20 protein-coding genes are annotated in these 21819 nt (G+C 61.4%); 14 read left to right on the plus strand and 6 right to left on the minus strand.

Annotated elements, in window-relative coordinates; all coding sequences use genetic code 11:
- Positions 1–16 precede the first annotated feature (16 nt).
- Entirely contained in the window at positions 17–1405 is a 1389-nt protein-coding gene (locus ABZS45_RS02055) for a class II 3-deoxy-7-phosphoheptulonate synthase (protein ID WP_284848328.1), read from the plus strand.
- On the opposite strand, the gene ABZS45_RS02060 is transcribed toward ABZS45_RS02055, so the two are convergent.
- Entirely contained in the window at positions 1402–2652 is a 1251-nt protein-coding gene (locus tag ABZS45_RS02060) for a protein kinase domain-containing protein (protein ID WP_412100477.1), read from the minus strand. The genes ABZS45_RS02055 and ABZS45_RS02060 overlap by 4 nt on opposite strands.
- Before the next feature lie 50 nt (positions 2653–2702).
- Between ABZS45_RS02060 and ABZS45_RS02065 the strand changes: the two genes are divergently transcribed.
- A complete protein-coding gene (locus ABZS45_RS02065; RefSeq protein ID WP_070445241.1) occupies positions 2703–3101 on the plus strand; it encodes an Rv2175c family DNA-binding protein in 399 nt (132 codons plus the stop codon).
- Here ABZS45_RS02065 and ABZS45_RS02070 read toward each other — a convergent pair.
- The 3 genes from ABZS45_RS02070 to ABZS45_RS02080 are packed head-to-tail and all read right to left on the minus strand — an operon-like array spanning position 3070 to position 6317.
- Complete coding sequence (locus tag ABZS45_RS02070) at positions 3070–4608, minus strand: alpha-(1->6)-mannopyranosyltransferase A (protein ID WP_412100479.1); 1539 nt, start codon at positions 4606–4608, stop codon at positions 3070–3072. The genes ABZS45_RS02065 and ABZS45_RS02070 overlap by 32 nt on opposite strands.
- A 1-nt stretch (position 4609) precedes the next feature.
- The gene (locus ABZS45_RS02075) at positions 4610–5701 is read right to left on the minus strand and encodes a polyprenyl synthetase family protein (RefSeq protein WP_412100481.1); all 1092 of its coding nucleotides are present in this window, start codon (positions 5699–5701) and stop codon (positions 4610–4612) included.
- A 43-nt stretch (positions 5702–5744) separates the two neighbouring features.
- Complete coding sequence (locus ABZS45_RS02080; protein ID WP_412100482.1) at positions 5745–6317, minus strand: GNAT family N-acetyltransferase; 573 nt, start codon at positions 6315–6317, stop codon at positions 5745–5747.
- 263 nt (positions 6318–6580) lie between these two features.
- Here ABZS45_RS02080 and ABZS45_RS02085 point away from each other — a divergent pair, with 263 nt between their 5' ends.
- Both ABZS45_RS02085 and ABZS45_RS02090 read left to right on the plus strand, forming a co-directional pair.
- Complete coding sequence (locus ABZS45_RS02085; RefSeq protein WP_412100483.1) at positions 6581–7024, plus strand: SAV_6107 family HEPN domain-containing protein; 444 nt, start codon at positions 6581–6583, stop codon at positions 7022–7024.
- Between the two features lie 152 nt (positions 7025–7176).
- Entirely contained in the window at positions 7177–7584 is a 408-nt protein-coding gene (locus ABZS45_RS02090) for a DUF3040 domain-containing protein (RefSeq protein ID WP_412100484.1), read from the plus strand.
- A gap of 92 nt (positions 7585–7676) precedes the next feature.
- Here the strand turns inward: ABZS45_RS02090 and ABZS45_RS02095 are convergent, their stop codons facing one another.
- Together ABZS45_RS02095 and ABZS45_RS02100 are read right to left on the minus strand one after the other, a co-directional pair.
- A complete protein-coding gene (locus ABZS45_RS02095) occupies positions 7677–7964 on the minus strand; it encodes a hypothetical protein (RefSeq protein ID WP_412100485.1) in 288 nt (95 codons plus the stop codon).
- 73 nt (positions 7965–8037) lie between these two features.
- Positions 8038–8313 carry a hypothetical protein gene (locus tag ABZS45_RS02100; protein ID WP_412100486.1) on the minus strand — a complete coding sequence of 92 codons (276 nt, stop codon included), beginning with the start codon at positions 8311–8313 and terminating at the stop codon, positions 8038–8040.
- A gap of 501 nt (positions 8314–8814) precedes the next feature.
- On the opposite strand from ABZS45_RS02100, the gene mraZ reads away from it, so the two are divergent.
- From mraZ to murG, 10 genes are all read left to right on the plus strand, one after another.
- Positions 8815–9249 carry a division/cell wall cluster transcriptional repressor MraZ gene (gene mraZ / locus ABZS45_RS02105; protein ID WP_010190539.1) on the plus strand — a complete coding sequence of 145 codons (435 nt, stop codon included), beginning with the start codon at positions 8815–8817 and terminating at the stop codon, positions 9247–9249.
- A gap of 173 nt (positions 9250–9422) precedes the next feature.
- The gene (gene rsmH, locus ABZS45_RS02110; RefSeq protein ID WP_412100487.1) at positions 9423–10466 is read left to right on the plus strand and encodes a 16S rRNA (cytosine(1402)-N(4))-methyltransferase RsmH; all 1044 of its coding nucleotides are present in this window, start codon (positions 9423–9425) and stop codon (positions 10464–10466) included.
- Positions 10463–11299: a hypothetical protein gene (locus tag ABZS45_RS02115; RefSeq protein ID WP_412100488.1), complete on the plus strand. Its 837-nt coding sequence runs from the start codon at positions 10463–10465 to the stop codon at positions 11297–11299. Before rsmH ends, ABZS45_RS02115 begins: the two co-directional genes overlap by 4 nt.
- 328 nt (positions 11300–11627) lie before the next feature.
- Positions 11628–13496, plus strand: coding sequence for a peptidoglycan D,D-transpeptidase FtsI family protein (locus tag ABZS45_RS02120; protein ID WP_412101124.1), 1869 nt, complete (start codon positions 11628–11630; stop codon positions 13494–13496).
- A 67-nt stretch (positions 13497–13563) separates the two neighbouring features.
- On the plus strand, positions 13564–15120 hold the full coding sequence (locus tag ABZS45_RS02125) for a UDP-N-acetylmuramoyl-L-alanyl-D-glutamate--2,6-diaminopimelate ligase (RefSeq protein ID WP_412100490.1): 1557 nt from the start codon (positions 13564–13566) through the stop codon (positions 15118–15120).
- The gene (locus ABZS45_RS02130; RefSeq protein WP_412100492.1) at positions 15117–16652 is read left to right on the plus strand and encodes a UDP-N-acetylmuramoyl-tripeptide--D-alanyl-D-alanine ligase; all 1536 of its coding nucleotides are present in this window, start codon (positions 15117–15119) and stop codon (positions 16650–16652) included. Before ABZS45_RS02125 ends, ABZS45_RS02130 begins: the two co-directional genes overlap by 4 nt.
- A gap of 23 nt (positions 16653–16675) precedes the next feature.
- A complete protein-coding gene (gene mraY, locus ABZS45_RS02135; RefSeq protein ID WP_412100493.1) occupies positions 16676–17788 on the plus strand; it encodes a phospho-N-acetylmuramoyl-pentapeptide-transferase in 1113 nt (370 codons plus the stop codon).
- A complete protein-coding gene (murD, locus tag ABZS45_RS02140) occupies positions 17785–19176 on the plus strand; it encodes a UDP-N-acetylmuramoyl-L-alanine--D-glutamate ligase (RefSeq protein ID WP_412100495.1) in 1392 nt (463 codons plus the stop codon). Before mraY ends, murD begins: the two co-directional genes overlap by 4 nt.
- A gap of 14 nt (positions 19177–19190) precedes the next feature.
- Complete coding sequence (locus ABZS45_RS02145; RefSeq protein WP_412100496.1) at positions 19191–20672, plus strand: FtsW/RodA/SpoVE family cell cycle protein; 1482 nt, start codon at positions 19191–19193, stop codon at positions 20670–20672.
- A gap of 29 nt (positions 20673–20701) precedes the next feature.
- The gene (gene murG / locus ABZS45_RS02150; protein ID WP_412100498.1) at positions 20702–21787 is read left to right on the plus strand and encodes an undecaprenyldiphospho-muramoylpentapeptide beta-N-acetylglucosaminyltransferase; all 1086 of its coding nucleotides are present in this window, start codon (positions 20702–20704) and stop codon (positions 21785–21787) included.
- The last annotated feature ends 32 nt before the right edge of the window (positions 21788–21819 follow it).

The following is a 21819-nucleotide window of genomic DNA, read 5'->3' on the forward strand; positions in this document are numbered from 1 at the left end:
TGGTTAAATACTGGGTGTGAGTTGGACAGTAGATATTCCCAAAGAAGTGCTTCCTGATTTGCCGCCGCTGCCGGAGGGGATCAATGAGAAGTTCCAAGACGCCATTTCCCGCGAGGCAAAGCAGCAACCGAGCTGGGATCAGCTGCAGGCTGATAACGTGCGCAAGATTCTTGAATCCGTCCCACCTATCGTCGTGGCCCCGGAGATCGAAGAACTCAAGCGCAAGCTTGCCGACGTCGCCTTGGGCAAAGCCTTTCTCCTCCAGGGCGGTGATTGCGCCGAGACCTTCGAATCCAACACTGAGCCGCACATCCGTGGCAACATCAAGACGCTGCTACAGATGGCTGTGGTGTTGACCTACGGCGCGTCCACTCCGGTAGTGAAGCTGGGACGTATCGCCGGCCAGTACGCGAAGCCGCGCTCCTCTGATCTGGACGCGAACGGCTTGTACAACTACCGCGGTGACATCGTCAACGGCGTGGAAGCTAACGAAGAGTCCCGCCGCCATGATCCCGCCCGCATGATTCGCGCCTACGCGAACTCCTCGGCGGCAATGAACCTGGTCCGCGCGCTGACCCACTCCGGAACCGCTGACCTGTACCGCCTCCACGAGTGGAACCGCGAATTCGTGGCCAACTCCCCGGCGGGTGCACGCTACCAGGCGCTGGCGGATGAGATTGAGAACGGCCTAGCCTTCATGAATGCCTGTGGGGTTTCGGACGAGACCCTGCGCTCGGCGGAGATTTACTGCTCCCACGAGGCGTTGCTGAAGGATTACGAGCGTTCCATGCTCCGACTGGGCACGGATCTCAACGGCGAAACGAAGCTTTATGACTTATCCGCACACCAGCTGTGGATTGGTGAGCGTACCCGTGGTCTTGAGGATTTCCACGTGGCCTTTGCTTCCATCATCGGCAACCCCGTGGGCATCAAGCTTGGCCCTGGCGTGACGCCGGAGCAGGCAGTGGAATACGCGGAGAAGCTTGACCCGAACCGTGAGCCGGGCCGCCTCACCATGATTGCCCGTATGGGCCACGATAAGGTGCGCTCCGTGCTGCCCCCGATCATCAAGGCAGTGGAGGACTCCGGCCACAAGGTTGTGTGGCAGTCCGATCCTATGCACGGAAATACCTTCACGGCATCGAATGGTTACAAGACCCGCCATTTCGACAAGATCGTCGACGAGGTCCAAGGCTTCTTCGAGGTCCACCGTGAACTGGGCACCCATCCGGGCGGCGTGCACCTGGAGTTCACCGGTGAGGACGTCACCGAGTGCCTTGGCGGCGCTGAGGACATCACGGATGTGGATCTGCCGGGCCGCTACGAGTCTGCCGTGGACCCGCGCCTAAACACCCAGCAATCGCTGGAGCTGTCCTTCCTTATCGCTGAGATGCTGCGTAACTAGTACGGCCTCCAGAGAATCGGCCACGTGCCGTATTCTCCGGAGCCGAACCACCAAGCCGCCACGGCGATGGCCAAGGTGGCGAGGCCGACGAGGACGAGGAAGCCAATGAGGGCAATCGCGCTGCGGTTGCTCAAGGGCCGTTCTTCCGGCTCTTCCTCGGCCCCGGCTGGGGGAACGGGGGCAGAAAGCTCCGGTACCGCAGGGGAGGGTGCCGGGGGCTCGACAGGCGCGGCTGGCGGGAAGAAGGCGTCGTTGCGCGGCTCTACCCGGGTTTCCCGCGTTGGGGGCTGGGGCGCAGGGATAGCTGAGGTCGCTTCAAAGACCCGGGTATTATCCGTGCCCGAAAAATCCGTTGGAACGGCAGCAGTACGTGCGGCAGCTGAGTTCCGCGGAATGGGGACAGTGAACTTCGGGAGCTGTAGCTCGCGGGAGACATCATCCAAGGCATCGAGGAATTCGCCGGCATCCGCAAACCTTTCGGCTGGCCGGCGTGCAGTGGCGGTGGCCACGAGGGCGTCGAAAAGCATGGGTACCCCCTCGATGCGGGAGGAGGGCGCCACCACATCCTCGTGCACGCGCGCGGTGGCGTGCGCCAGCGGGGTATCGCCGTGGAAGGGGACTGTGCCGGTCAATAGTTCAAAGAGCACGACTCCTGCGGAGTACACGTCGGAGGCCGGCGTGATGTCCGCGCCAGTGACCTGCTCGGGGGAGAGGTAGCTGACGGTACCGACGATCTGGCCGGAGCTATCGTGCTCCGCCTTGGCGGAGCGAACCAGACCGAAATCGCCGACCTTGACGCGGTGGCTATCCGTGATCAGAACATTGTCTGGCTTGATATCTCGGTGCACGAGGCCGGCATGGTGGACTTCGGTGAGCCCGGCCAGCACGGAGTGCATGACGCCGGCTGCGGCATGCGGCGGCATGGGTCCGCGTTCCGCAAGGAGCTCGCGCAAGGTACCTCCGGTGATGAGCTCCATGATGAGATAAATGGGTAATCCATCCGCGGAAAAGTCATGCACGGCGACGAGATTGGGGTGGCTCAGCTGCGCCATCGCGCGTGCTTCGCGTTCGAAGCGGGTGACGAAGACGGGATCATCGTGATAGCGCTCATCCATGACCTTGGCGGCCACCGCGCGGCCAAGGCGCATGTCAACGCAGCGATACACGGTGGACATGCCGCCGCGAGCGATCGGCCGATCGATGCGGTAGCGTCCCTCAAGAATGTCGCCCACGTTCAGCCTTGTCATGGATTCCAGTATGGCTGATCGGCGCCCCAAAGTGTGATCCGGCTACAGTTGTGTCCGTGACTAAGTCTGAGAAAAACACCGAGAATCCACACCCAGAACTGCCGCAGCTCCTCGCCGGGGAGAAGCTGCTGACGCTGAAGGAGGTCGCTGAAAGGCTCGATCTCCCGATCACGCGTGTCTTCGATCTTCTCAATGCGCGCAAGTTCATTGTGTGGCGCAATGCCGAGGGAGAGCGCCTCGTTCCGGAAGCATTCTTCAACGCCAAAGGCGTCATTTCCAAGCATGTGTCCGGAGTGATTACGGTCCTCTCCGACAACGGGTGGGGCGACAACGAGATTCTGGCGCACCTATTTACCGAAGATGATTCTTTGCCAGGCCGCCCCATTGACGCGCTGCACGGGCACCTAGCGCGCGAGGTTATTCGGCGCGCACAGGCTTCGGCTTTTTAGAGCCCTCATCGGGCTTCGGGGTCGTGGTGGTGCGTGGAACACCATCGAAAATCCATTGCGTTGCTGACCAAGCTACGACCACCATGGCGATATCCCAGAACCAGTTATAAAGCTGGTGGTTCCCGTCGCCGGCAAAGGCGACGCCGATGAATATGGCCACGCCGGTGGTGAGCTTGATCAAGGGCAATGGCGGGCGGAACGTTCCCATGAGCGTGAGCACGGAGGCGTAGTACCAGGGGAGCGTCACAGAGTTGAAGACGAATGCCACCTGGTAGGCAGCGGCCGTGGCGGCGATAGCCCGGCGCACGCCCATGCGACCCCACCACCATACGAGGACGAGGCCGAGGAGCATGAGGATCATCGCAGCCGAGCGCAGCACGGTGAGTACGCCGTTATAGGTGGTATCCGGGGAGAAGACTTGGATGAGGGGGACGAGAACGTCAGCGAGCAGGGTAGGGCCAGCTAGAGGGTTGATGACCTTGGAATTGCCGCTGATTTGTGACAACCAGCCCCACGAGCTTCCCGATGCCCACGTAATCGCCGCCACCGCCAGTGCGACCTCCACCACGGCAAGGAAGCCGGACAGGAGGAAGACTCCGAAGCGCTTGATGGGCTTGGTTCCTTTCGGAGCCCAGTGGTGCAGCATGAGCCACACGATAAAAGGTGCGGCGAAGACAGCGGTGGCCTTGAGGGAGACTGCCACGCCGACGAGAAGGAGGCTGACATGGAACTTGTGGTGCACTGCAGCAAGCAAGCCCAGCGATACTAGCCCCACCATGACTGATTCGTTGTGCATTCCGCCGATGAGGTGCAAAAGCATCACTGGATTCGCCACGCCCAACCAGAGTGCTAGGGCAGGATCGCCTCCGATGCTTCGGGCTAGCCGTGGAATTGACCAGGCGATAGCTGCAAAACCCAGGACCGAAATTGCCTTGTAAACGATGATGCCCGCGGCGACATTTTCTCCTACCAGGTGGGTTACACCATTGCCCATCCACAGGTGCAAGGGGCCATAAGGGGTGGTGGTGTTGCGCCAGTCGTGGGAGACCTCCAAGAGGAAGGGGCCAGGGTTCACCGCCGCGCCTTCGACATACGGATCGAAGCCATCACGCACCATCGCACCTTGCATGAGATAGGAATACACATCGCGAGAAGCCAGCGGTGCCGCACACAACAAAGGGGCAGCCCAGCACAACAGCATCCGACGAATATCGGACAGCGCGCCGTCTGGTTGTGGGTTCTTCAACTGCGGGGCAATGAAGTAGCGGCCGGCTAAAACCCATGCGGCAACCAAACCGAAAAGGCCAACCCAATAGAGGACCATGCCGATGTTGCGGCCATGGCCATAAGCCAGAAAGCCGATATTGAGTGCTTCAAGGAATCCACCGCGATTGCGGGTAGCGCCACCGGAGAAAGAGGCAAGCGTCAGCACGACAGCGGCGATGATGCCCAAAGGCAGGGGATGGGGAATGCGCAGGGGCACGCGCGTGGTTGTGGGACGAGCCATGCTACATCCGGCGGGCCGTGGACTTGTGAGCCAGCTCTTCCAGAGTCACCGTAACCTCGGGGGAAACCTGAGCATTGTGAAGGTGGTCAAGACCCGAGCGCGTGAGATCGCTGATACGCTGCTCGACGATATCCGGTGCACCCGAATTCGCAATGATCTGCGCCATGCGGGCAATCTCTGCGGGATCCTCTGTCTGACCGATGAGGCGACGCAATTCCGCAGCCGCGGCGGGATCGGAGGCATCCGCGCGCTGTAGTGCCAAGGACAAGAGGACTGTGCGCTTGCCCTCGCGCAAATCATCACCGGCCGGCTTGCCGGTCACGGCGGGGTCACCGAAGACCCCCAACAAATCATCACGCAGCTGGAAGGCGACCCCGATGTCTTGGCCGTAGCCGCGGAAAGCAGCGACGAGCTTTTCGGGGGCGCCGGCTATGGCTGCGCCCAAGTGTAGGGGGCGCTCAATGGTGTAGGCGGCGGTTTTGAAACGGTTGACGGAATCAGCCAACGTGGCGTCCTCAGAACCTTCCGCTTCGAGACAGATATCCAGCATCTGTCCGCCGATTACCTCGCGGCGCATAGCGCGCCAAGGGGCGCGGGCACGCGCGAGTGCCTCAGGGCTAAGGCCGGAGTCTTGGAGCATGTCTTCCGCCCAGACCAGGGCCATGTCACCCACGAGGATGGCAAGGGACTGGCCGAAGAAATCAGCATCGCCGTGGAAGCCGAGTTCGCGATGGCGGGCTGCTACGCCACGGTGAACGGTTGGGTTACCGCGCCGGGTATCGGAGGCATCCACGATGTCATCGTGGATCAGGGCGCAGGCCTGGATGAACTCCAAGGATGTGGCTGCGCGGAGCATGGCCTGCGGGGATTCCGCCCCTTCCAGCCCGCGTGCGCCGATAAAACCTGCCCATGCGTAGAGGGGGCGGATGCGCTTTCCGCCATCCAGCACGAAGGATTCCAAATAGGAAATCGCGTTGGTAACCGGAGCGCCGATAGATGCGATGGCATCACGCTGGCGGTCTAGAAAAAGCGCGAGCTCCTCGCGTACGGCTGCGGGAATTTCGTCCAAGGAAGGTATCTGCGGTGTAGTCACGCTTGCCACTTTACCTGGGCAGGTTCAGGGCTAAGGCGCCAGGTTAAGTGGCGTCGGTTGGCGTGAGCGGCACAGTAGATTGCAGGATTGCGAAGGGGCGGGAATCAGCGGGGTAATGGAGGTCGCGCAGGAAATCGCCAAAGCCCATCTTGCGGTAGAGCCCAAAGGCGGAGTTGGCTTCATGAGGAACTTCCGGTGTGGAGAGCAAAATATAGCGAGCGGGAAGATTCCAAGCTAAGGCTTCTAGTAGTGCGCGGCCCAGGCCGTCACCTTGTTTCACGGGGAGCACGTGGATTTCTGCCAGCTCGAAGTAATTGTGGAGAATCTCTTCTTGCTCTGGGGTAGGGCCGCCGCAGGCGGCGAGTGCACGGCGGAGCTGTTTATCCCACCAGGTATCGGGGGTGCCTAGGAAGCCGTAGGCAAAGCCGGCGATGCCATATTCATCGGTGGCCACAACGCAGGAAAACCCTGGGCGTATGAGATCTGCGCGCCATCGTGAGATGGACCCCTCGCGCACCGAGGGGTTGTAGTCCATCGCTGCAATGTAGATATCCACCAAGTGCGGGAGGGCAATGGCGAATTCTTGGGGGCTTAAGCGGCGCAGCGTGTAACTCACATGTCTAATAACAACAGATTCTCGCGGTATGTGAAAGCACTCGGGAAAACTTTCATCAAGCATCGTGGAGTGCGTGTTCGAAAATATTCGAAATAGTGCTTTGCACCTATTGTTTAATTCGAACACCTGCTCTAAAATTAGAGGTGGATGTAGGAAGGTGGTTTTAAGGTGAATCGCAACAACGAACAACAGCAGAAAATCAACAGCATCAACAGCACAGTCTTTATCGACAAACTGAGGAAGAAGCCCAAGGGGGAGAGGACATGGCACAGGTAATCTCAGCAACAGCGGCGGCCCGCAGCCGGAACCGTGAGGCTATGCAGCGGGTGCAGCGAGACCGTTTTGTGAACCAAGCACTAGATCTCTTAGCGGATGCGCGGAGAAGCGCGGCGGAGGGAAGCTTTGCAGATGCATTGGAAATGGCTTACCGCGCTTCGTTACGTGCAGCCGGGGCACGCGTGGCGGCGTCCACGGTGTCGCGCCGCCGGCGCTTGCCTACTTCCGCCTGGGAGCAGGTGGCTCTCATTGGCCCGGCTGATGCGCAGTGGGCAGAGGAGTTTAAGGAGTACTCCCGAGTGCGCTCACGTGTGGCCTCTGGGTTAGATCCGGTCCCTGAGCCGGATTCGGTTTATCAGTACTTAGCGCTTGCCGCACGTTATGTGGATGCGACTGAGTCCGAGCTGGGCTTCGGGCCAATGGCGGCCTAAGGTTGGGGCCGGGTTCATAGGCCGTGAGGGGTAGTGTGGCCAAATTATGGACTGTCTTTGTGGGAACTATCTCGCTATCCTTGACGTTATAGAGGTAGTAATCCACATTCCCAGTATTACTACCTAAACCCCAACCCATTACGGAGGACGCTGTGGCCCTTTCTGAGCACGAACAGCAAGCGCTGCGTGAAATTGAACAGTCGTTGCTGGCCAATGATCCTGATTTTGGCGCGTCTGTGTCCGGTGAAACTTCTTTCGGCGGAAACTCGGGTGCCCTCACCCTCCGCGGCGTGGCCTTGATTGTTGTTGGCCTCTGCATGATGGTGGGCGGTATCGCGTTGGCTCAGCAATCTCTGTGGTTTGTCAGCCTCTCCGTCCTTGGCTTCCTCGTTATGTTCGGCTCCGGTGTCTGGATGCTGCGCGGAAAGTCTGAAGATTCTCTGGTTGCAGTCGGCACGCAGGCCCCTGCGCGCGGACGCAGCAAGCAATCCAAGAAGGGCGGCAGCGGCGTTGGAAACCGCCTGGAAGACAATTTCCGCCGTCGCTTTGAAGAACGCTAGGCCCCAAATAAGGCGCTCATGGGCGTTGCATAGATAGCTGTACTCTGCGCCCCGCAGCCCTCCGCGTTAATTCGCGGAGGGCTGTTTTGCTCTTAGCTGTTCTTAGTCGGTTTTATCTGCCCTGGTCTGCTCTCATCCGCGGAGGAAGTTGGGGGCACAATGGCACCGGCCATTGCATAGAGAGTCTGTGTCACGCTATCGAGCTGCTCCGGAAAGCGCTCCGCTAGCTCTGAAGCCCGAAGGATAGCGGCGTTGAGCAGCGAAATGTCTACCGCGGAAATACCGGGACAGAACGCATCAACGATGGAGGCGAAGCCGCCATGAGAGCGTTGCACTTCCTCGTCAGCAAAAGCTTGGGGGAAGTGCTGAGCGGCAGTCATCAAATGACCGTGGGCCCCATGAACAAAGGGTTCGAGTGTGGCGTCCACATAGGCGCGGAGGCGTTTCGTGGGTTCAGGGGGCAGCCTGGTCTACGTCATCGAGGTGAGGGAAGGATTCGGCTGCGGAGGCATCGATTACGGAGCGGGTGAAGGCGGAGTCCTTTTGGGTGCCGTCGGCGAAGGTGACGACGGCACTGTCCATGGCCTTCGGTCCGGAGACTCCGTCGTTGACCATACCTGCGGTGAGGTCGGAGATGATGACGACGAGCGTGGACATCGGGACGCGGACAACGGCCATGAGGAGGAAGCGGGTACGCGCGAAGAGCATCTCGCGCCAAGCTAGATACATGGTGGATCTTCCTAGCGGATGGGAATCTGTTGGAACGACATCCCCGTCAAATGTGGGATAGAAACACTGTGTTTCTAAAAATGCTGTCGCGAGAAACGGCTTTCTGGGCAGTTTCCCTAAATTCCCCACTTTCCCCCACTGGCCCCGTGTGAGCCTGTGGGACGGTGGAGTCTGGGGTGCTTGACTGCGGGGTAACGCACGTATAAAGCGCAGGATTGTGTGAATGCGGGGGAGAAATCTCCCTAAAGGGGTGAAAGTTGCAGGTGTGAATAAGGGGATGAAATGCGCGCTTAGGGGGTATGTCAAGAGTGTGTTGGGAAAACTTCCCACCGAAAAAACGCCTGTCTAACTGCATGTTTTCCGTGACACGCGGGAAAGGGGGGAGTTAAAGGTGTGGGCGGTGGGGGAAAGTGGGGTAGAGTGGGGCGCAGCGGAGGAGAGTTGTTCTCTTGTCGCGAGAGGAATCCGGAGTTTTCGAGTGACAGGAAGGTGGAACCGGGGATGTTTCTCGGCACCTACACTCCCAAGCTCGATGACAAAGGGCGGCTCACGCTTCCAGCGAAGTTTCGCGAAGAACTGGCCGGTGGCCTCATGGTCACTAAAGGTCAGGACCATTCGCTTGCGGTATACCCGCGGGAGGAATTCGCGGCACGAGCAAGGAAGGCGGCGGCTGTGTCACGCACCAACCCGGACGCGCGTGCGTTCATCCGTAACTTGGCAGCAAGTGCGGACGAGCAGCGCCCCGATGGGCACGGGCGTATCACGCTGTCTGCAGGCCACCGTGAGTACGCAAACCTGACAAAGGAATGCGTGGTTGTGGGGTCGGTCGACTTCCTCGAAATCTGGGACGCAGCCGCGTGGGCTGAATACCAGGCGCAAACTGAAGATGCTTACTCGGCGGCAGACGCCGATGACGTACTTGCTGGGCTGCTCTAAAGCTTTCCCGGCGAACCAAGAGTGCGTGTACGGACTCTGCCCGAGGAGGATGAGCTGGTGTACTTCCCCGACATCAGAACCCTTCCTCGGACAGGGCCCTATACGCACTCGCTTTTTATCGAGAACATCAGACCGCAGCATTAAGCGCCTGAACGGAAAGGGGGACAGCGACTGTGGAGCACGACGGCACCATAAACTACGACGTGAGCGACAATCACGGCCATGTCCCCGTCATGCGTGCGCGCATGGCCCAGTTGCTAGCTCCGGCTGTCGAAGCAGCAGGGGAGAACGCCGTCATCGTTGACGGTACCTTGGGCGCGGGTGGCCACAGCGAATATTTTCTCACCACCTTCCCCTCCGTTCGTATCATCGGCGTGGATCGTGACTCTGCTTCGTTGAGCAATGCTTCTCGACGTCTCCGCCCCTTCGCCGACCGTTTCGTGGGCGTCAACGCTCGTTTCGATGAGGTGGGGCGTGCCATCGCGGAGGGTGAGGGCGAACTCTTCGCCATCGCGCGGGAGTACGGAATTGCTGGGGCGCTATTTGATCTCGGAGTGTCCTCCATGCAGTTGGATCAGGTTGACCGCGGTTTCGCGTACAAGACTGACGCCCCGCTGGATATGCGCATGGATCCGCGCCAGGGGACGACCGCCGCCGACATTCTCAATACTTATAGTCACGGCGACTTGGCACGCATCTTAAAGACCTATGGCGATGAGCGTTTCGCCGGCAAAATCGCATCCGCGGTTCTGCGGGAAAGGGAAAAGGAACCTTTTAGCAACTCCGCGCGCTTGGTCGACTTGTTGTACGCCACCATCCCCGCAGCAACGCGCCGCACCGGTGGCCACCCGGCGAAGCGAACCTTTCAGGCGCTGCGCGTTGAGGTCAACCGTGAGCTTGAGGCTATTGAGCAGGTTATCCCTGTGATTACGGATGCCTTGTCTATTGGCGGACGTGCGGTGTTTATGAGCTACCAGTCGCTCGAAGATCGCATTGTCAAGCATGCTTTCACCAAGCTCAGCACCTCGACCACTCCAGCGGGCCTGCCCATGGATTTGCCCGGGACCGCGGCTCATTATTCCGTGGTGACGCGTGGTGCGGAGAAGGCGAGCCAGGAAGAGATTGCGGAGAACCCGCGTGCAGCATCCGTCCGTGTACGCGCGCTCGAACGCCTTGAGGGGACGCCGTCTTTTCATGAACCGGGAGGTAGGCCATGACGCTGAGAGACCGTACCGCACAGGCGCCCCACCGCCGCGACCACGAGAGGACCCACACCATGGGTGCAAGCCGCGATTTCACCACCGGAGCCGATGCCACGGGCCAAGGAACCGCGCTGCTTGAACGGGGGCGCCGTACCACCCCGCTGCCGAGCCGCACCCCGCACCGCGGCACTGTTCCTACTCGCCGCGTTGGTTCCGGCCTGCGGGGAAGCCGCCTCGGTTCGAAGCAGGTCGTAAGCAATCGTGGGCGTCGTGTCGCACAGCCCACGCGGGTTACCGGCCTCTTCGCGCGCTTGTCCTTCACCGCCATTGCTCTGCTGATTACGGGTGTGGCCGCAGCCATGTGGCTGTCGGGTTTGTCCACGTCCCAGACCTTCAAGATTCAGGAGCTCACCGCCCAGGAATCCACGCTGGATAACCAGCTGGAAACCCTGAACCGAGACTTGGAAAACGTTCGTTCGGCTTCGGATGTCTCTCGCCGCGCCCACGAAGCCAAGATGGGCATTCCGGTCCAGCCGGGCGTTGTGGAGGTTGGCGCAGACGGCAACATCGAGCACAAGCGCGAGGCAACCCCGGATATGGAATCAGTCATCGATGTCAACGGTGAGCCCGTCCGCCCAGGCCAGGCTTCCAGTGACCCGAATGCGACGGCCAACATGTCCGACAACCTCAACGCCCGCCCGACGCTCAGCGAGCGCAACCGCGAAGGCGGAGGTGCCGTTTCCACTGACACGCAGTCGGAGGATAGCCCCGAAGGCGGCCAGCCAGGGGAGGAGAACGTTGAGCTGCCGGATATTCCGGCCCAGGCTCCCTACGCGGCGCGGGGATAGAATCCCCCTCCCGCTTCGCGCGTGCCTGCGTGGGCAGGCGGCGATAATAGGGCACAATTCGGGATGAGACTGTCTCTACCACGCGCCAAGCGTGGGGCAAGACATTCAGCTGTTTACTTACCTACCCTCGCTGCAGACAGAAAGGTGACGTGTGACCCCACCACACTCCGGTGGCCGGCGCCCGAGGCGCGCTCCTGCCGCCCGTGCCACTCAGCCACGCGGTGCCTCTCACCAACCACGGCAGCGCTACGACGCCGACCGCGTCGTTCCCGCGACCCGCTCCCGGAATCCGCGTACCGGCAAGCCTTTCCTGAGCCAGCAAAAGACGATGCGCCAGCGCGTTCACGTCATTGCGGCGGTGTTGCTCGTCATCATGCTGGCCTGGATGGGGCGCCTTGCCTGGGTGCAGATTGTGTGGGGTCCAGACCTGGCAGCGAAGGCAGCAGCGCAGCGAACCCGCGTGTACGTCGATACCGCCGGGCGCGGTGAAATCCTTGCGCGCGATGGCCAGCGTTTGGCCTACACCATGCGTGCTCGCTCATTGACCGTCTCACCGACTCGCCTGCGCGATGAGCTTCGTGAGCAGGAAGAGCAGGAGGCCACCGGGGAGGCCGAGTTTGAGTCCTTGGCTCCCGACGCGAAGAATTCCTACCTAGACAACAAAGTGACCGAGCGGCTCACCGAAATGTCGAAGGGGATTCCGAGCAAGTTGAAGGATGCCGGAATCGATGCTGGCGACGTGGATCCGGAGCAGATTCTGGACAAGCTCCGTGCCGACACCCAGTATGAGGTCCTCGTGCGTAATGTCGACCCAGATGTCGCGGTAGCCATTTCCGAGGAATACCACGGCCTTGCCGCCGATGAGCAGCAAATCCGCCAGTACCCCAACGGTGCTATCGCGGAGAACGTCATCGGCAAGGTATCCATGGACGGCCAAGGCCAGTTCGGTTTCGAAGCCTCCGGTGATACCACCCTCACGGGTATTGATGGCAGCTCCACCGAAGACGTTTCGGCTAATGGTCAGGTGATTCCCGGTAGCCTCCGTGATCAGGTACCCACCACTGATGGCAAAAATGTCACGTTGACGTTGGATCTTGATTTGCAGACCTACGTGCAGCAGAAACTGGAAAAGGCAAAGGCTAACTCGAAGGCGAAAAGCGCTGAGGCGGTCGTGCTGGATGCCGCTACCGGACAGGTCTTAGCTATGGCGAATACTGGGACGGTTGATCCGAACAAGGACATCGAAAAACAGCTCCAGAAGGACAAGACCTTCGATAACCTGGCGGTCTCGCACCCCTTCGAGCCCGGCTCGGTGGCGAAGATTATTACTGCTGCCGCGACCATCGAAGAGGGTTTGACTGACCCGGATGAGGTTTTGCAGGTGCCCGGCTCCATCGACATGGCCGGCGTGACTGTTAATGATGCTTGGTCGCACGGCGTTGAGCCCTACACCACGACCGGCGTCTTCGGTAAGTCATCGAACGTAGGAACGCTGATGTTGGCGGATCGACTTGGCCAAGATAAATATGCCGACTACCTGAAGAAGTTTGGGCTTGGGCAGACCTCCGGCATCGAGTTGCCCAACGAGTCCCCGGGACTGGTTCCCGATCGTTCGCAGTGGTCCGGCGGTACCTTCGCTAACCTGCCCATCGGCCAGGGCCAGTCATGGACTGCTCTGCAACTGGCGTCTATTTACCAGGCTCTCGCCAACGACGGCGAGCGCATCGAGCCGCGTATCATTGACTCGATTACCGCGCCGGATGGGACGAAGGAAGAGCTGGAGGAGCCCGAGACCACCCGCGTGGTCAGTGCTGAAACCGCACGCACCGTCGTCGACATGTTCCGAGCGGTCTTCCAGGATGATCCGCAGGGTCTGAATAACGGTACCGCCGGCAACTCCAATATTGAGGGCTATCAGCTCTCCGGCAAGACCGGTACCGCGCAGAAAGTCGATGAGGACACTGGGGCTTATTCCAATTCCAAATACTGGATTACGTTTGCGGGCATTGCGCCTGCCGACGACCCCCGCTTCGTCGTCGCCGTCATGCTCGATGAGCCGGAATCCGGTGTCAACGACGACGGATCCGGCGGCCAATCAGCGGCCCCAGTTTTCAGCGATATCGCATCCTGGCTCCTTGACCGCGACAATATCCCGCCCTCTCCGCCAGCACCGCAGCTGACGTTGCGCGCCGAGTAGTCAGCTTTCACAGCGAAAAGCACATATCGAAAACCTAGAGACAGAGAAACAGAGAAGAGGAATCACCGTGACCAGCAGCACCACCCTGAAGCGCCTAGCAGAGATTTCTGGGGGCACAGTGATCGGGGATGCCACGACCACTGTTGGATCCTGTGGACTAAACTCTTCGACACTGCCGCCCGGTGGTCTGTTCGCGGCGCTTCCGGGCACACGGGTTCACGGCGCGCGCTTTGCCGCCGATACGGAGGCCGCAGCCATTCTCACTGACGCCGAAGGCCAGCGTATCCTCGACGACGCCGGAGAGAAGCGGCCGCTTCTTGTGGTGGAGGATATCCGCGCCATCCTCGGAACTGTGTCCGCGGAGATTTATGGCCACCCCACGCAGAAACTCACCATCCTCGGGGTGACGGGTACCTCAGGCAAAACCACCACGAGTTACCTCCTCGAAGCAGGCCTCTTGCACGCGGGCTATTCGGTGGGGCTCATTGGTACGACGGGTACCCGCATTAACCGGGAGCCGGTCCCGACTTCCTTGACCACTCCGGAGGCACCGACCTTGCAGGAGCTTTTTGCGCGCATGGTGTCCGAGGGAGTTACGCACGTGGTGATGGAGGTCTCCTCCCACGCGCTATCTTTAGGCCGAGTCCAGGGAACACGCTTCGACGTGGGTGGCTTTACGAACCTGAGCCAGGATCACCTGGACTTCCACCCGACGATGGAAGATTACTTTGAGGCCAAGGCCCTGCTTTTCGACGGCCCCCAAGCCGCCGACCGCTCCGTCATCTGCGTCGATGACGAATGGGGGCTTCGTATGGCGCAGCGCGCCGCAGCACGCCCGGTGATCCGGGTATCAACGACCTCGCAAGGAAGCGATGCCGATATCACTGGCCGTCAGCTCAGCACTGAGGTCACCGGTGCACAGCAGGTGGAACTCACGCTTGCCTCCGGTGAGCATGCCGGAACGTTTGAATTCCGCCTGCCTATGCCGGGTACCTTCAACATCGCCAATGCGGCTCTCGCCACGGGGATGGCCGCCGCACTTGGAATCGAGCCGCAGGTCTTCCTCGAAGGTGTAGAAAAGGTCGCGGTCCCGGGCCGCATGGAGCGTGTTGACCGCGGCCAAGACTTTGTGGCTGTGGTGGATTACGCGCACAAGCCGGCTGCAATCGCGGCCGTTCTGGAGACCCTGCGCACGCAGTTGGAAAGCAGCACGGGCCGCATCGGCATCGTCGTCGGCGCGGGCGGCGACCGCGATTCCTCCAAGCGTCCGCTCATGGGAGCGGCCGCGGCGAAGGGCGCGGACCTTGTTGTCGTCACCGATGACAACCCCCGCACCGAAGACCCGGCATCCATCCGTGCGGCCGTGCTTGCGGGCGCCCAGGAGGCAAACCCAGCGGCTGATATCCGTGAGGTAGGCTCCCGCGCCAAAGCTATTGATGAAGTCGTGGCGTGGGCGCAGCCGGGTGATGCCGTCATCGTCGTTGGCAAGGGTCACGAGGTAGGCCAGCTCATTGGCGATACCGTCCATCACTTCGATGACCGCGAAGAGATGGCTCGAGCCCTTGAAGCCGTGACTACTGCGACTACCCTGAGTAGTACCGAAGAATCCAAGGAGCAAGCATGATTGCGTTAAGCCTCGCTGAGATCGCTGAGATCACGGGCGGCCGCCTGGATAGCGTCGATGATCCACACACCCAGGTGACTAGTTTTGTCGAATTCGATTCTCGCAAGGTCACCCCAGGCAGCCTCTTTGTAGCGCTGCCCGGAGCCCGCGTGGATGGCCATGACTACGCCACCACCGCAATTGATAAAGGCGCCGTTGCCGTCTTGGCGGCGCGGCCGGTGGGCGTTCCGGCGATAGTCGTCGAACCCCACGGGCGCGTTGAGGGTGACGGTGCCAACGCAGATATTTACGCCAACGATACAGATGGGTCTGCGGCCGCCGTTGTCGCAGCGCTGTCTGCGATTGCTCGTGCAGTAACGCAGCGCCTTGCCGCAGAGCAGGAACTCACTATTGTCGGTGTCACCGGTTCGGCCGGCAAGACGTCTACCAAGGACCTCATTGCCACCATTTTCCGCGAGGTGGGGGAGACTGTCGCTCCGCCCGGCTCCTTCAACAATGAAATCGGGTTGCCCTATACGGCTCTGCGGTGCGATGAGCATACGCGCTACCTGGTGGCGGAGATGTCGGCCCGCGGCATCGGGCACATCCGTCACCTCACCGAAATCACCGCGCCGCGCGTCGGCGTGGTCCTGAACGTTGGTAGCGCGCACCTCGGCGAATTTGGCTCACGCGAGAATATCGCTCAGGCCAAGGGAGAGCTGGTGGAGGCGCTGCCGAACGCGGAGGCAGGCGGCGTAGCCGTCCTCAACGCCGATGATCCTTTCGTCGCTGCCATGGCTCCACGCACGGAGGCCAAAGTGGTGTACTACTCCACGGAAAATCGCCGCGGAGGTGCCCCGGCAGCGCAGTACTATGCCACCGACATCGTGCTCGATGACGTCGCTCGTCCCTCCTTTACCCTGCACAGCCCGGATGCCGAACCCGTTGCTGTGAAGCTCCAAGTCTTTGGCTCCCACCAGGTGTCTAATGCACTGGCCGCGGCCGCCGCAGCCATCGAGCTGGGGGTGTCGGCAGACACGGTGGCGGCTGCGCTGTCCGGCCACCGCCTCGCTTCCGAACACCGCATGGACGTGCGTACCCGCCGCGATGGTGTCACCGTCATCGATGACTCCTATAACGCCAACCCCGATTCGATGAGAGCGGCCATTGCCGCTTTGGCTTATACCGCAGCAGCGCGCCCCGACGCCCGTTCCATCGCGGTGCTGGGGGAGATGGGAGAGCTCGGCAGCGATGCAGAGCAATCGCACCGCCAGCTCGGTGAGTTTTTGGCCAAATACCACGTCGAGCACCTCATCGCGGTAGGGGAGAATCCCAACTGCCGGGCGATGGCTAAGGCCGCTGAGCAGCAAGGTATAAATACAGTGGTGTGCGCCGATGCCGCGGCCGCCGCACAGGCGGTGGACGGCATCCTGCGCGTGGCCCCGGCTGGGGTCGATGATTGGGCTAGCCGTAGCGTTAAGGACGTGGTCTTGATTAAGGCCTCCAATGCCCAACGTCTCTGGTTGGTCGCGGAACAGCTGAACCACAGCTAGCCGCTAGAAAGGACTTCAAGCTCGTGACTCAGATCATCATCGCTGGTGCGGTTAGCTTCCTCGTGGCGATCTTTACCACCCCGGTTCTTATCCGCTACTTCTCCGATACCGGCCGCGGACAAGAGATCCGCGAGGATGGCCCCAAGTCTCACTTGCGCAAGCGCGGTACGCCGACGATGGGTGGCCTTGCCATCCTCGCGGGCATCTTGGTGGCCTATGTTGTGGCTGGCCTCTACGGCCTGCTGACAGGACATGAAGGCTTTACCGCCTCCGGCTTGCTGGTCCTCGGACTGACCTTGGGCTTGGGTGCGGTGGGCTTCGCGGATGATTTCATCAAACTCTTCCGCCACCGCAACCTCGGACTCAATAAGACCGCCAAGCTAGTTAGCCAGCTCGTGCTGGCGCTGCTCTTCGGCTTCTTGGTTCTGCGTTTCCCCAACGATGCGGGGCTGACCCCTGGCTCCACCAAGCTATCCTTCATCCGTGACTTGAAGACCTTCGACCTAGCTGTCGGCGGCACGATCATTGGAACCATCGTGTTCTTGATCTTCATGTACATCCTCATTGCGGCGTGGTCAAACGCGGTGAACCTCACCGACGGCCTCGACGGCCTCGCGGCGGGTGTTACCGCGATTGTCATGGGCTCTTATTCGCTGATGACCTTCTGGCAGTTCCGCTATTCCTGCGCCACTAATTTTGCTGCCGGGTGCTATCAGGTGCGCGATCCACTCGACCTCGCAGTGCTTGCGGCCGCAGGACTGGGCGGCTGCCTGGGCTTCCTCTGGTGGAATGCCGCGCCTGCCAAAATCTTCATGGGAGACACCGGGTCCTTGGCACTCGGTGGTTTGGTCGCGGGGATTTCCGTTACCAGCCGTACCGAGCTCCTCATGATCATCATCGGTGCCCTGTTCGTTATTGAAACGGTCTCCGTTGTTATCCAAATCGTGGTCTTCCATTCCACAGGAAAGCGCTTCTTCCGTATGGCGCCGATCCACCACCATTTTGAGAACGGCGGTTGGGCGGAAACGGCCGTCGTTGTCCGCTTCTGGCTTCTGGCTGCCATGGCGGCGATGGCTGGCGTGGCTATCTTCTACGGTGATTGGCTGACCGCCTCCGGCATAGGAGTAGGGGCATGACGCGCCCAGACTTCCTTTCCGGCCACGTCCTCATCGCCGGCGCTGGCGTCTCTGGCCGCGGGTGCGCGGCAGTCCTTTCCCGCTTGGGCGTGGACTTAACGGTGGCCGATGGCAACGCGGACTCGCGCAGCCGTATCGCTGCAGAGTTGGGCGTTGCCACCGTGGACACTTCCGCGGTGGACCTAGTTGAGTACTCGCTCGTCGTCACCTCGCCGGGGTGGCGGCCAGATTCACCGCTGCTCGCCGCTGCAGCCTCCCGCGGCCTTGAGGTGATCGGCGATGTGGAGTTGGCCTATCGCCTCGACCAAGCAGAAGTTTTTGGTGCCCCGCGCCGTTGGCTCGCGATCACCGGCACCAACGGCAAAACCACGACCACAGGCATGCTCGCTGCCATCATGGCTGCTGACGAGCAACACTCCGGACAGCGCGCCCAAGCCGTAGGCAATATCGGTGTTTCATCTTTTGATGCCTTGGCCGCTGAGCCCCGCGTGGACATCCTCGTAGCGGAGCTTTCATCCTTCCAATTGCACTGGTCCTCCCAGCTGCGCCCAGAAGTCGGTGCTTTGCTCAACCTCGCCGATGACCACCTGGATTGGCATGGCTCCCTCGAGGCTTATGCCGCAGACAAGGCCAAGATTCTGCGCGGAGAGCATGCCGTCTACGGCAAGGAAGATGAGCACGTTCGGGCGCTCGCTGCCTCTCTTCCCGGCGCAACTGCTTTCAGCCATGCCGAGCCCGCTGCAGGTGAAGCAGGCGTGAGCACCGGCAGCCTCCTCGTCAACGAGGTGGCAGGGATGAAGTCCGTCGTGGTGGACGATGTCACCACCATCCAACCCTCCGGTCTGGCCGGAGTGCTGGATGCCGCTGCCGCGTCGGCGGTCGCGGCTCTCGCCGGTGCTCAGCCGGAATCCATTGCCGAAGGACTTAGCGCCTACGTGGTGGCTGGCCACCGCGGGGAGATTGTTCACCGCCATGCTGGCGTGACCTACATCGACAATTCCAAGGCGACGAACCCACATGCCGCGGAGGTCGCTATGCGCGGCTTGGACTCCGTGGTGTGGGTGGCCGGCGGCCAGCTAAAAGGCGCTGATGTCTCGGAACTGTTGCGCACCCATGCCGCGCGGCTGAAGGCGGCGGTTCTGGTGGGCGTCGACAAGCATGTGCTTGCCCAAGCCCTCGTGAAGGCAGCGCCACACGTGCCCGTCGTCATCGTGGATAGCCACGATCCAGAAGCCGCAATGGAACAGGCAGTGTCCGCCGCCGTGCAACACGCCGACGCCGGCGATACCGTGCTTTTAGCACCCGCTGCGGCATCGTTGGACATGTACACCGGTATGGGCCAGCGCGGCGATTTCTTTGCCGCCGCTGCCCGCCGCCTCGCCCGCTAGCGCTAGGAGCACCCGTGACCGCCACCAGCACCCAGAAGCCACAACGCACGCTGGGATACCACCTGCGTGACCTCCGCGAGCGCCTCCGCGCCTACCCCGGGCTCGACTATTTAGTGCTGCGCATCGCCATATTTTCGCTCGTCGGCATCGGCGTGCTCATGGCCTTCTCCTCGTCGATGGCGACGTCGCTGTCGGAGACCGATAGCCCGTGGTCTGCTGCGCTGCGCCAGTGCGTGCTCGTTATCGCCGGCCTCATCGTGTTTTGGATTGGCCTGCGCATGTCGCCCCGCACGCTCCGGGCACTCGTGCCGTGGTTTCTGGGGCTATCCATCCTGCTTCTTATCCTCGTCCTCGTGCCCGGCATTGGTACCGGCCGTGCAGAGGTCGGTTCGCAGTCCTGGATCATGCTGCCTGGTGGCGTGGTTTTCCAGCCCTCCGAGTTCGCCCGTGTGGCCGTGGGCATGTACGGCGCTTCAGCGCTGGCGGATAAGACGCACCGTTCGATGCGCCTGACGGACCCTTTCATGATGTACTCCATCATTGCCGGCATCATGTTTGTACTGATTGTGGCCCAAGGCGATCTCGGCATGGGTGTCTCTTTCGCCCTCATCGTCGTGTTCACTCTGGTCTTCGCTGGTGTGGACTGGCGTGTTCCGACCGTCGTCGGTGTCTTCGGCGCCATCGGCATGGTCACCGTTTTCTTGGCCGGCGGCTTCCGTTCGCACCGCTTCCACACTTATTTCGATGCGCTGCGCGGCAATATCGAGGACACACAAGGTACCGGTTTCCAGGCTTACCAAGGCTTCCTTTCGCTTGCCGACGGCGGCTTCTGGGGCGTTGGCCTCGGCCAGTCACGCGCCAAGTGGTTCTACCTCCCAGAAGCGAAGAATGACTTCGTCTTCGCCATCATTGGTGAGGAATTGGGCCTATGGGGCGGTGCCCTTGTCATCGGGCTGTTCGCCGTGCTGGGCTACTTCGGGCTGCGGGCTGCAACGCGCGCCCAGGACCAATTCCAGTCTTTGCTGGCCGCTACGTTGGCGGTGGGTGTTGTCGTGCAGGCATTCATTAACATCGGCTACGTGATCGGCGTGCTGCCGGTGACGGGTATCCAGCTGCCGATGATTTCTGCGGGTGGTACGGCCGCGGTGATCACGATCGGCTCGATGGGCCTGCTGTGCAATGTGGCGCGTCACGAGCCGCTGCAGGTTTCCGCCATGCAGAACTTTGGGCGTCCGCTCTTCGACCGTATCTTCTTCATCCCCGAGCCCACACCGCCCAATGAGCGTCGCGGCGGGGCACACCGGGCCCCGCGTGAACGCGGGGAGGGCACGCGCTCACAGCGCGCGCACCGCGACCGCTCCCAGCGCCATGTTGAGCGCAGCCGCGAGGAAAGATTTGGGCGTGCAGTAACGGGACGCTCGTCGCGCTCGCAGACGCCGCAGGGGGAACAACGGCGAGAGTATCGCCGGGAGTATCGGCGCGGCGAGCGACGGTAAGAAAGCGCGGCGCTGGTAGCGTGTAGTGCATGAATGACACGCCGATTTCCGTCGTCATCGCAGGTGGCGGCACTGCCGGACACATCGAACCAGCGCTCGCGGTGGGGGAGGAGCTGCGCCAGCGCCACGGCGCGCGGGTGACCGCTCTAGGAACCCCACGAGGTTTGGAAAGCGATATCGTGCCGGCGCGTGGCGTCGATTTGCGCATGATTACGCCGGTCCCAGTCCCACGCAAGATCAACGCCGATGCCGCGAAGCTGCCGTGGCGGGTCCTCAAGTCTGTCCGGGAAACCCGCGCGGTTCTGAAGGACGTCGGGGCCAATGTGGTTTTTGGTACCGGAGGGTACGTTGCTGCGCCGGCCTATCTGGCAGCGAAGTCTCTGGGCATCCCGTTCTTCGTGCTCGAGACGAATGCTCTGGCCGGCATGGCCAACAAGCTGGGGGTGCGCCTCGGTGGCACGGGCATCAACGCGCAGGAAGGCTCAGGTATGCCGGGTGAGGTCCTGGGAATTCCCGTGCGGCCGGGAATGGGTGAGGATCCCGACGGCGCACAGGCGGCGGCTGCGCGCCAGAACTGGAACCTCGACGCGCATCGCCCGACAATCGTGGTGACCGGCGGTTCACAGGGAGCAGTGAGCATCAACACTGCCGTGGCCGGCGCACTCGATGACGTGTGCCGAGATTTCCAAGTGCTGCACGCCTATGGCAAAAAGAACGAGGCGCCGGCTGAGCACGAGCACTACACCGCGGTGCCCTATATCGATGACATGGCTGGCGCTCTGGCCGTTGCTGACCTCATGATCTGCCGTTCCGGAGCGATGACGGTGGCAGAGGTCTCCGCGGCCGGTCTGCCCGCACTCTATGTGCCGCTGCCGCACGGCAATGGCGAACAGGCTCTGAACTCGCGCGCGCTGGTGGAATCCGGTGCCGCGGTCCAGGTTCCGGACGCCGAGCTGACCTCGGAGCGCCTCGTTGCCGAAGTTCGCGCTATCCTTGACCACCCCGAAACTTTGACGGCCATGCGTGCTGCCGCTGACGCCAGCACAGCCGGCGAGGTCGCAGCTATCATCGCTGACCGCATCGCGCAGCGTGTCGCCGCCGAGAACCGCGGCTAGACGCACAGTACAGGTTAATGAAAGAAGGATTT

This window comes from Corynebacterium aurimucosum (assembly GCF_046895345.1).
Lineage (GTDB): Bacteria > Actinomycetota > Actinomycetes > Mycobacteriales > Mycobacteriaceae > Corynebacterium > Corynebacterium aurimucosum_G.

Bases quoted from the DNA above. Each gene is read 5' to 3' on its own strand.
- mraZ (WP_010190539.1), top strand. From the start codon at position 8,815: ATGTTTCTCGGCACCTACACTCCCAAGCTCGATGACAAAGGGCGGCTC.
- ABZS45_RS02130 (WP_412100492.1), top strand. From the start codon at position 15,117: ATGATTGCGTTAAGCCTCGCTGAGATCGCTGAGATCACGGGCGGCCGC.
- ABZS45_RS02095 (WP_412100485.1), bottom strand. From the start codon at position 7,964: ATGACTGCCGCTCAGCACTTCCCCCAAGCTTTTGCTGACGAGGAAGTG.
- ABZS45_RS02115 (WP_412100488.1), top strand. From the start codon at position 10,463: ATGACGCTGAGAGACCGTACCGCACAGGCGCCCCACCGCCGCGACCAC.
- ABZS45_RS02060 (WP_412100477.1), bottom strand. From the start codon at position 2,652: ATGACAAGGCTGAACGTGGGCGACATTCTTGAGGGACGCTACCGCATC.
- murD (WP_412100495.1), top strand. From the start codon at position 17,785: ATGACGCGCCCAGACTTCCTTTCCGGCCACGTCCTCATCGCCGGCGCT.
- ABZS45_RS02085 (WP_412100483.1), top strand. From the start codon at position 6,581: ATGGCACAGGTAATCTCAGCAACAGCGGCGGCCCGCAGCCGGAACCGT.
- murG (WP_412100498.1), top strand. From the start codon at position 20,702: ATGAATGACACGCCGATTTCCGTCGTCATCGCAGGTGGCGGCACTGCC.
- ABZS45_RS02120 (WP_412101124.1), top strand. From the start codon at position 11,628: ATGCGCCAGCGCGTTCACGTCATTGCGGCGGTGTTGCTCGTCATCATG.
- ABZS45_RS02100 (WP_412100486.1), bottom strand. From the start codon at position 8,313: ATGTATCTAGCTTGGCGCGAGATGCTCTTCGCGCGTACCCGCTTCCTC.
- ABZS45_RS02070 (WP_412100479.1), bottom strand. From the start codon at position 4,608: ATGGCTCGTCCCACAACCACGCGCGTGCCCCTGCGCATTCCCCATCCC.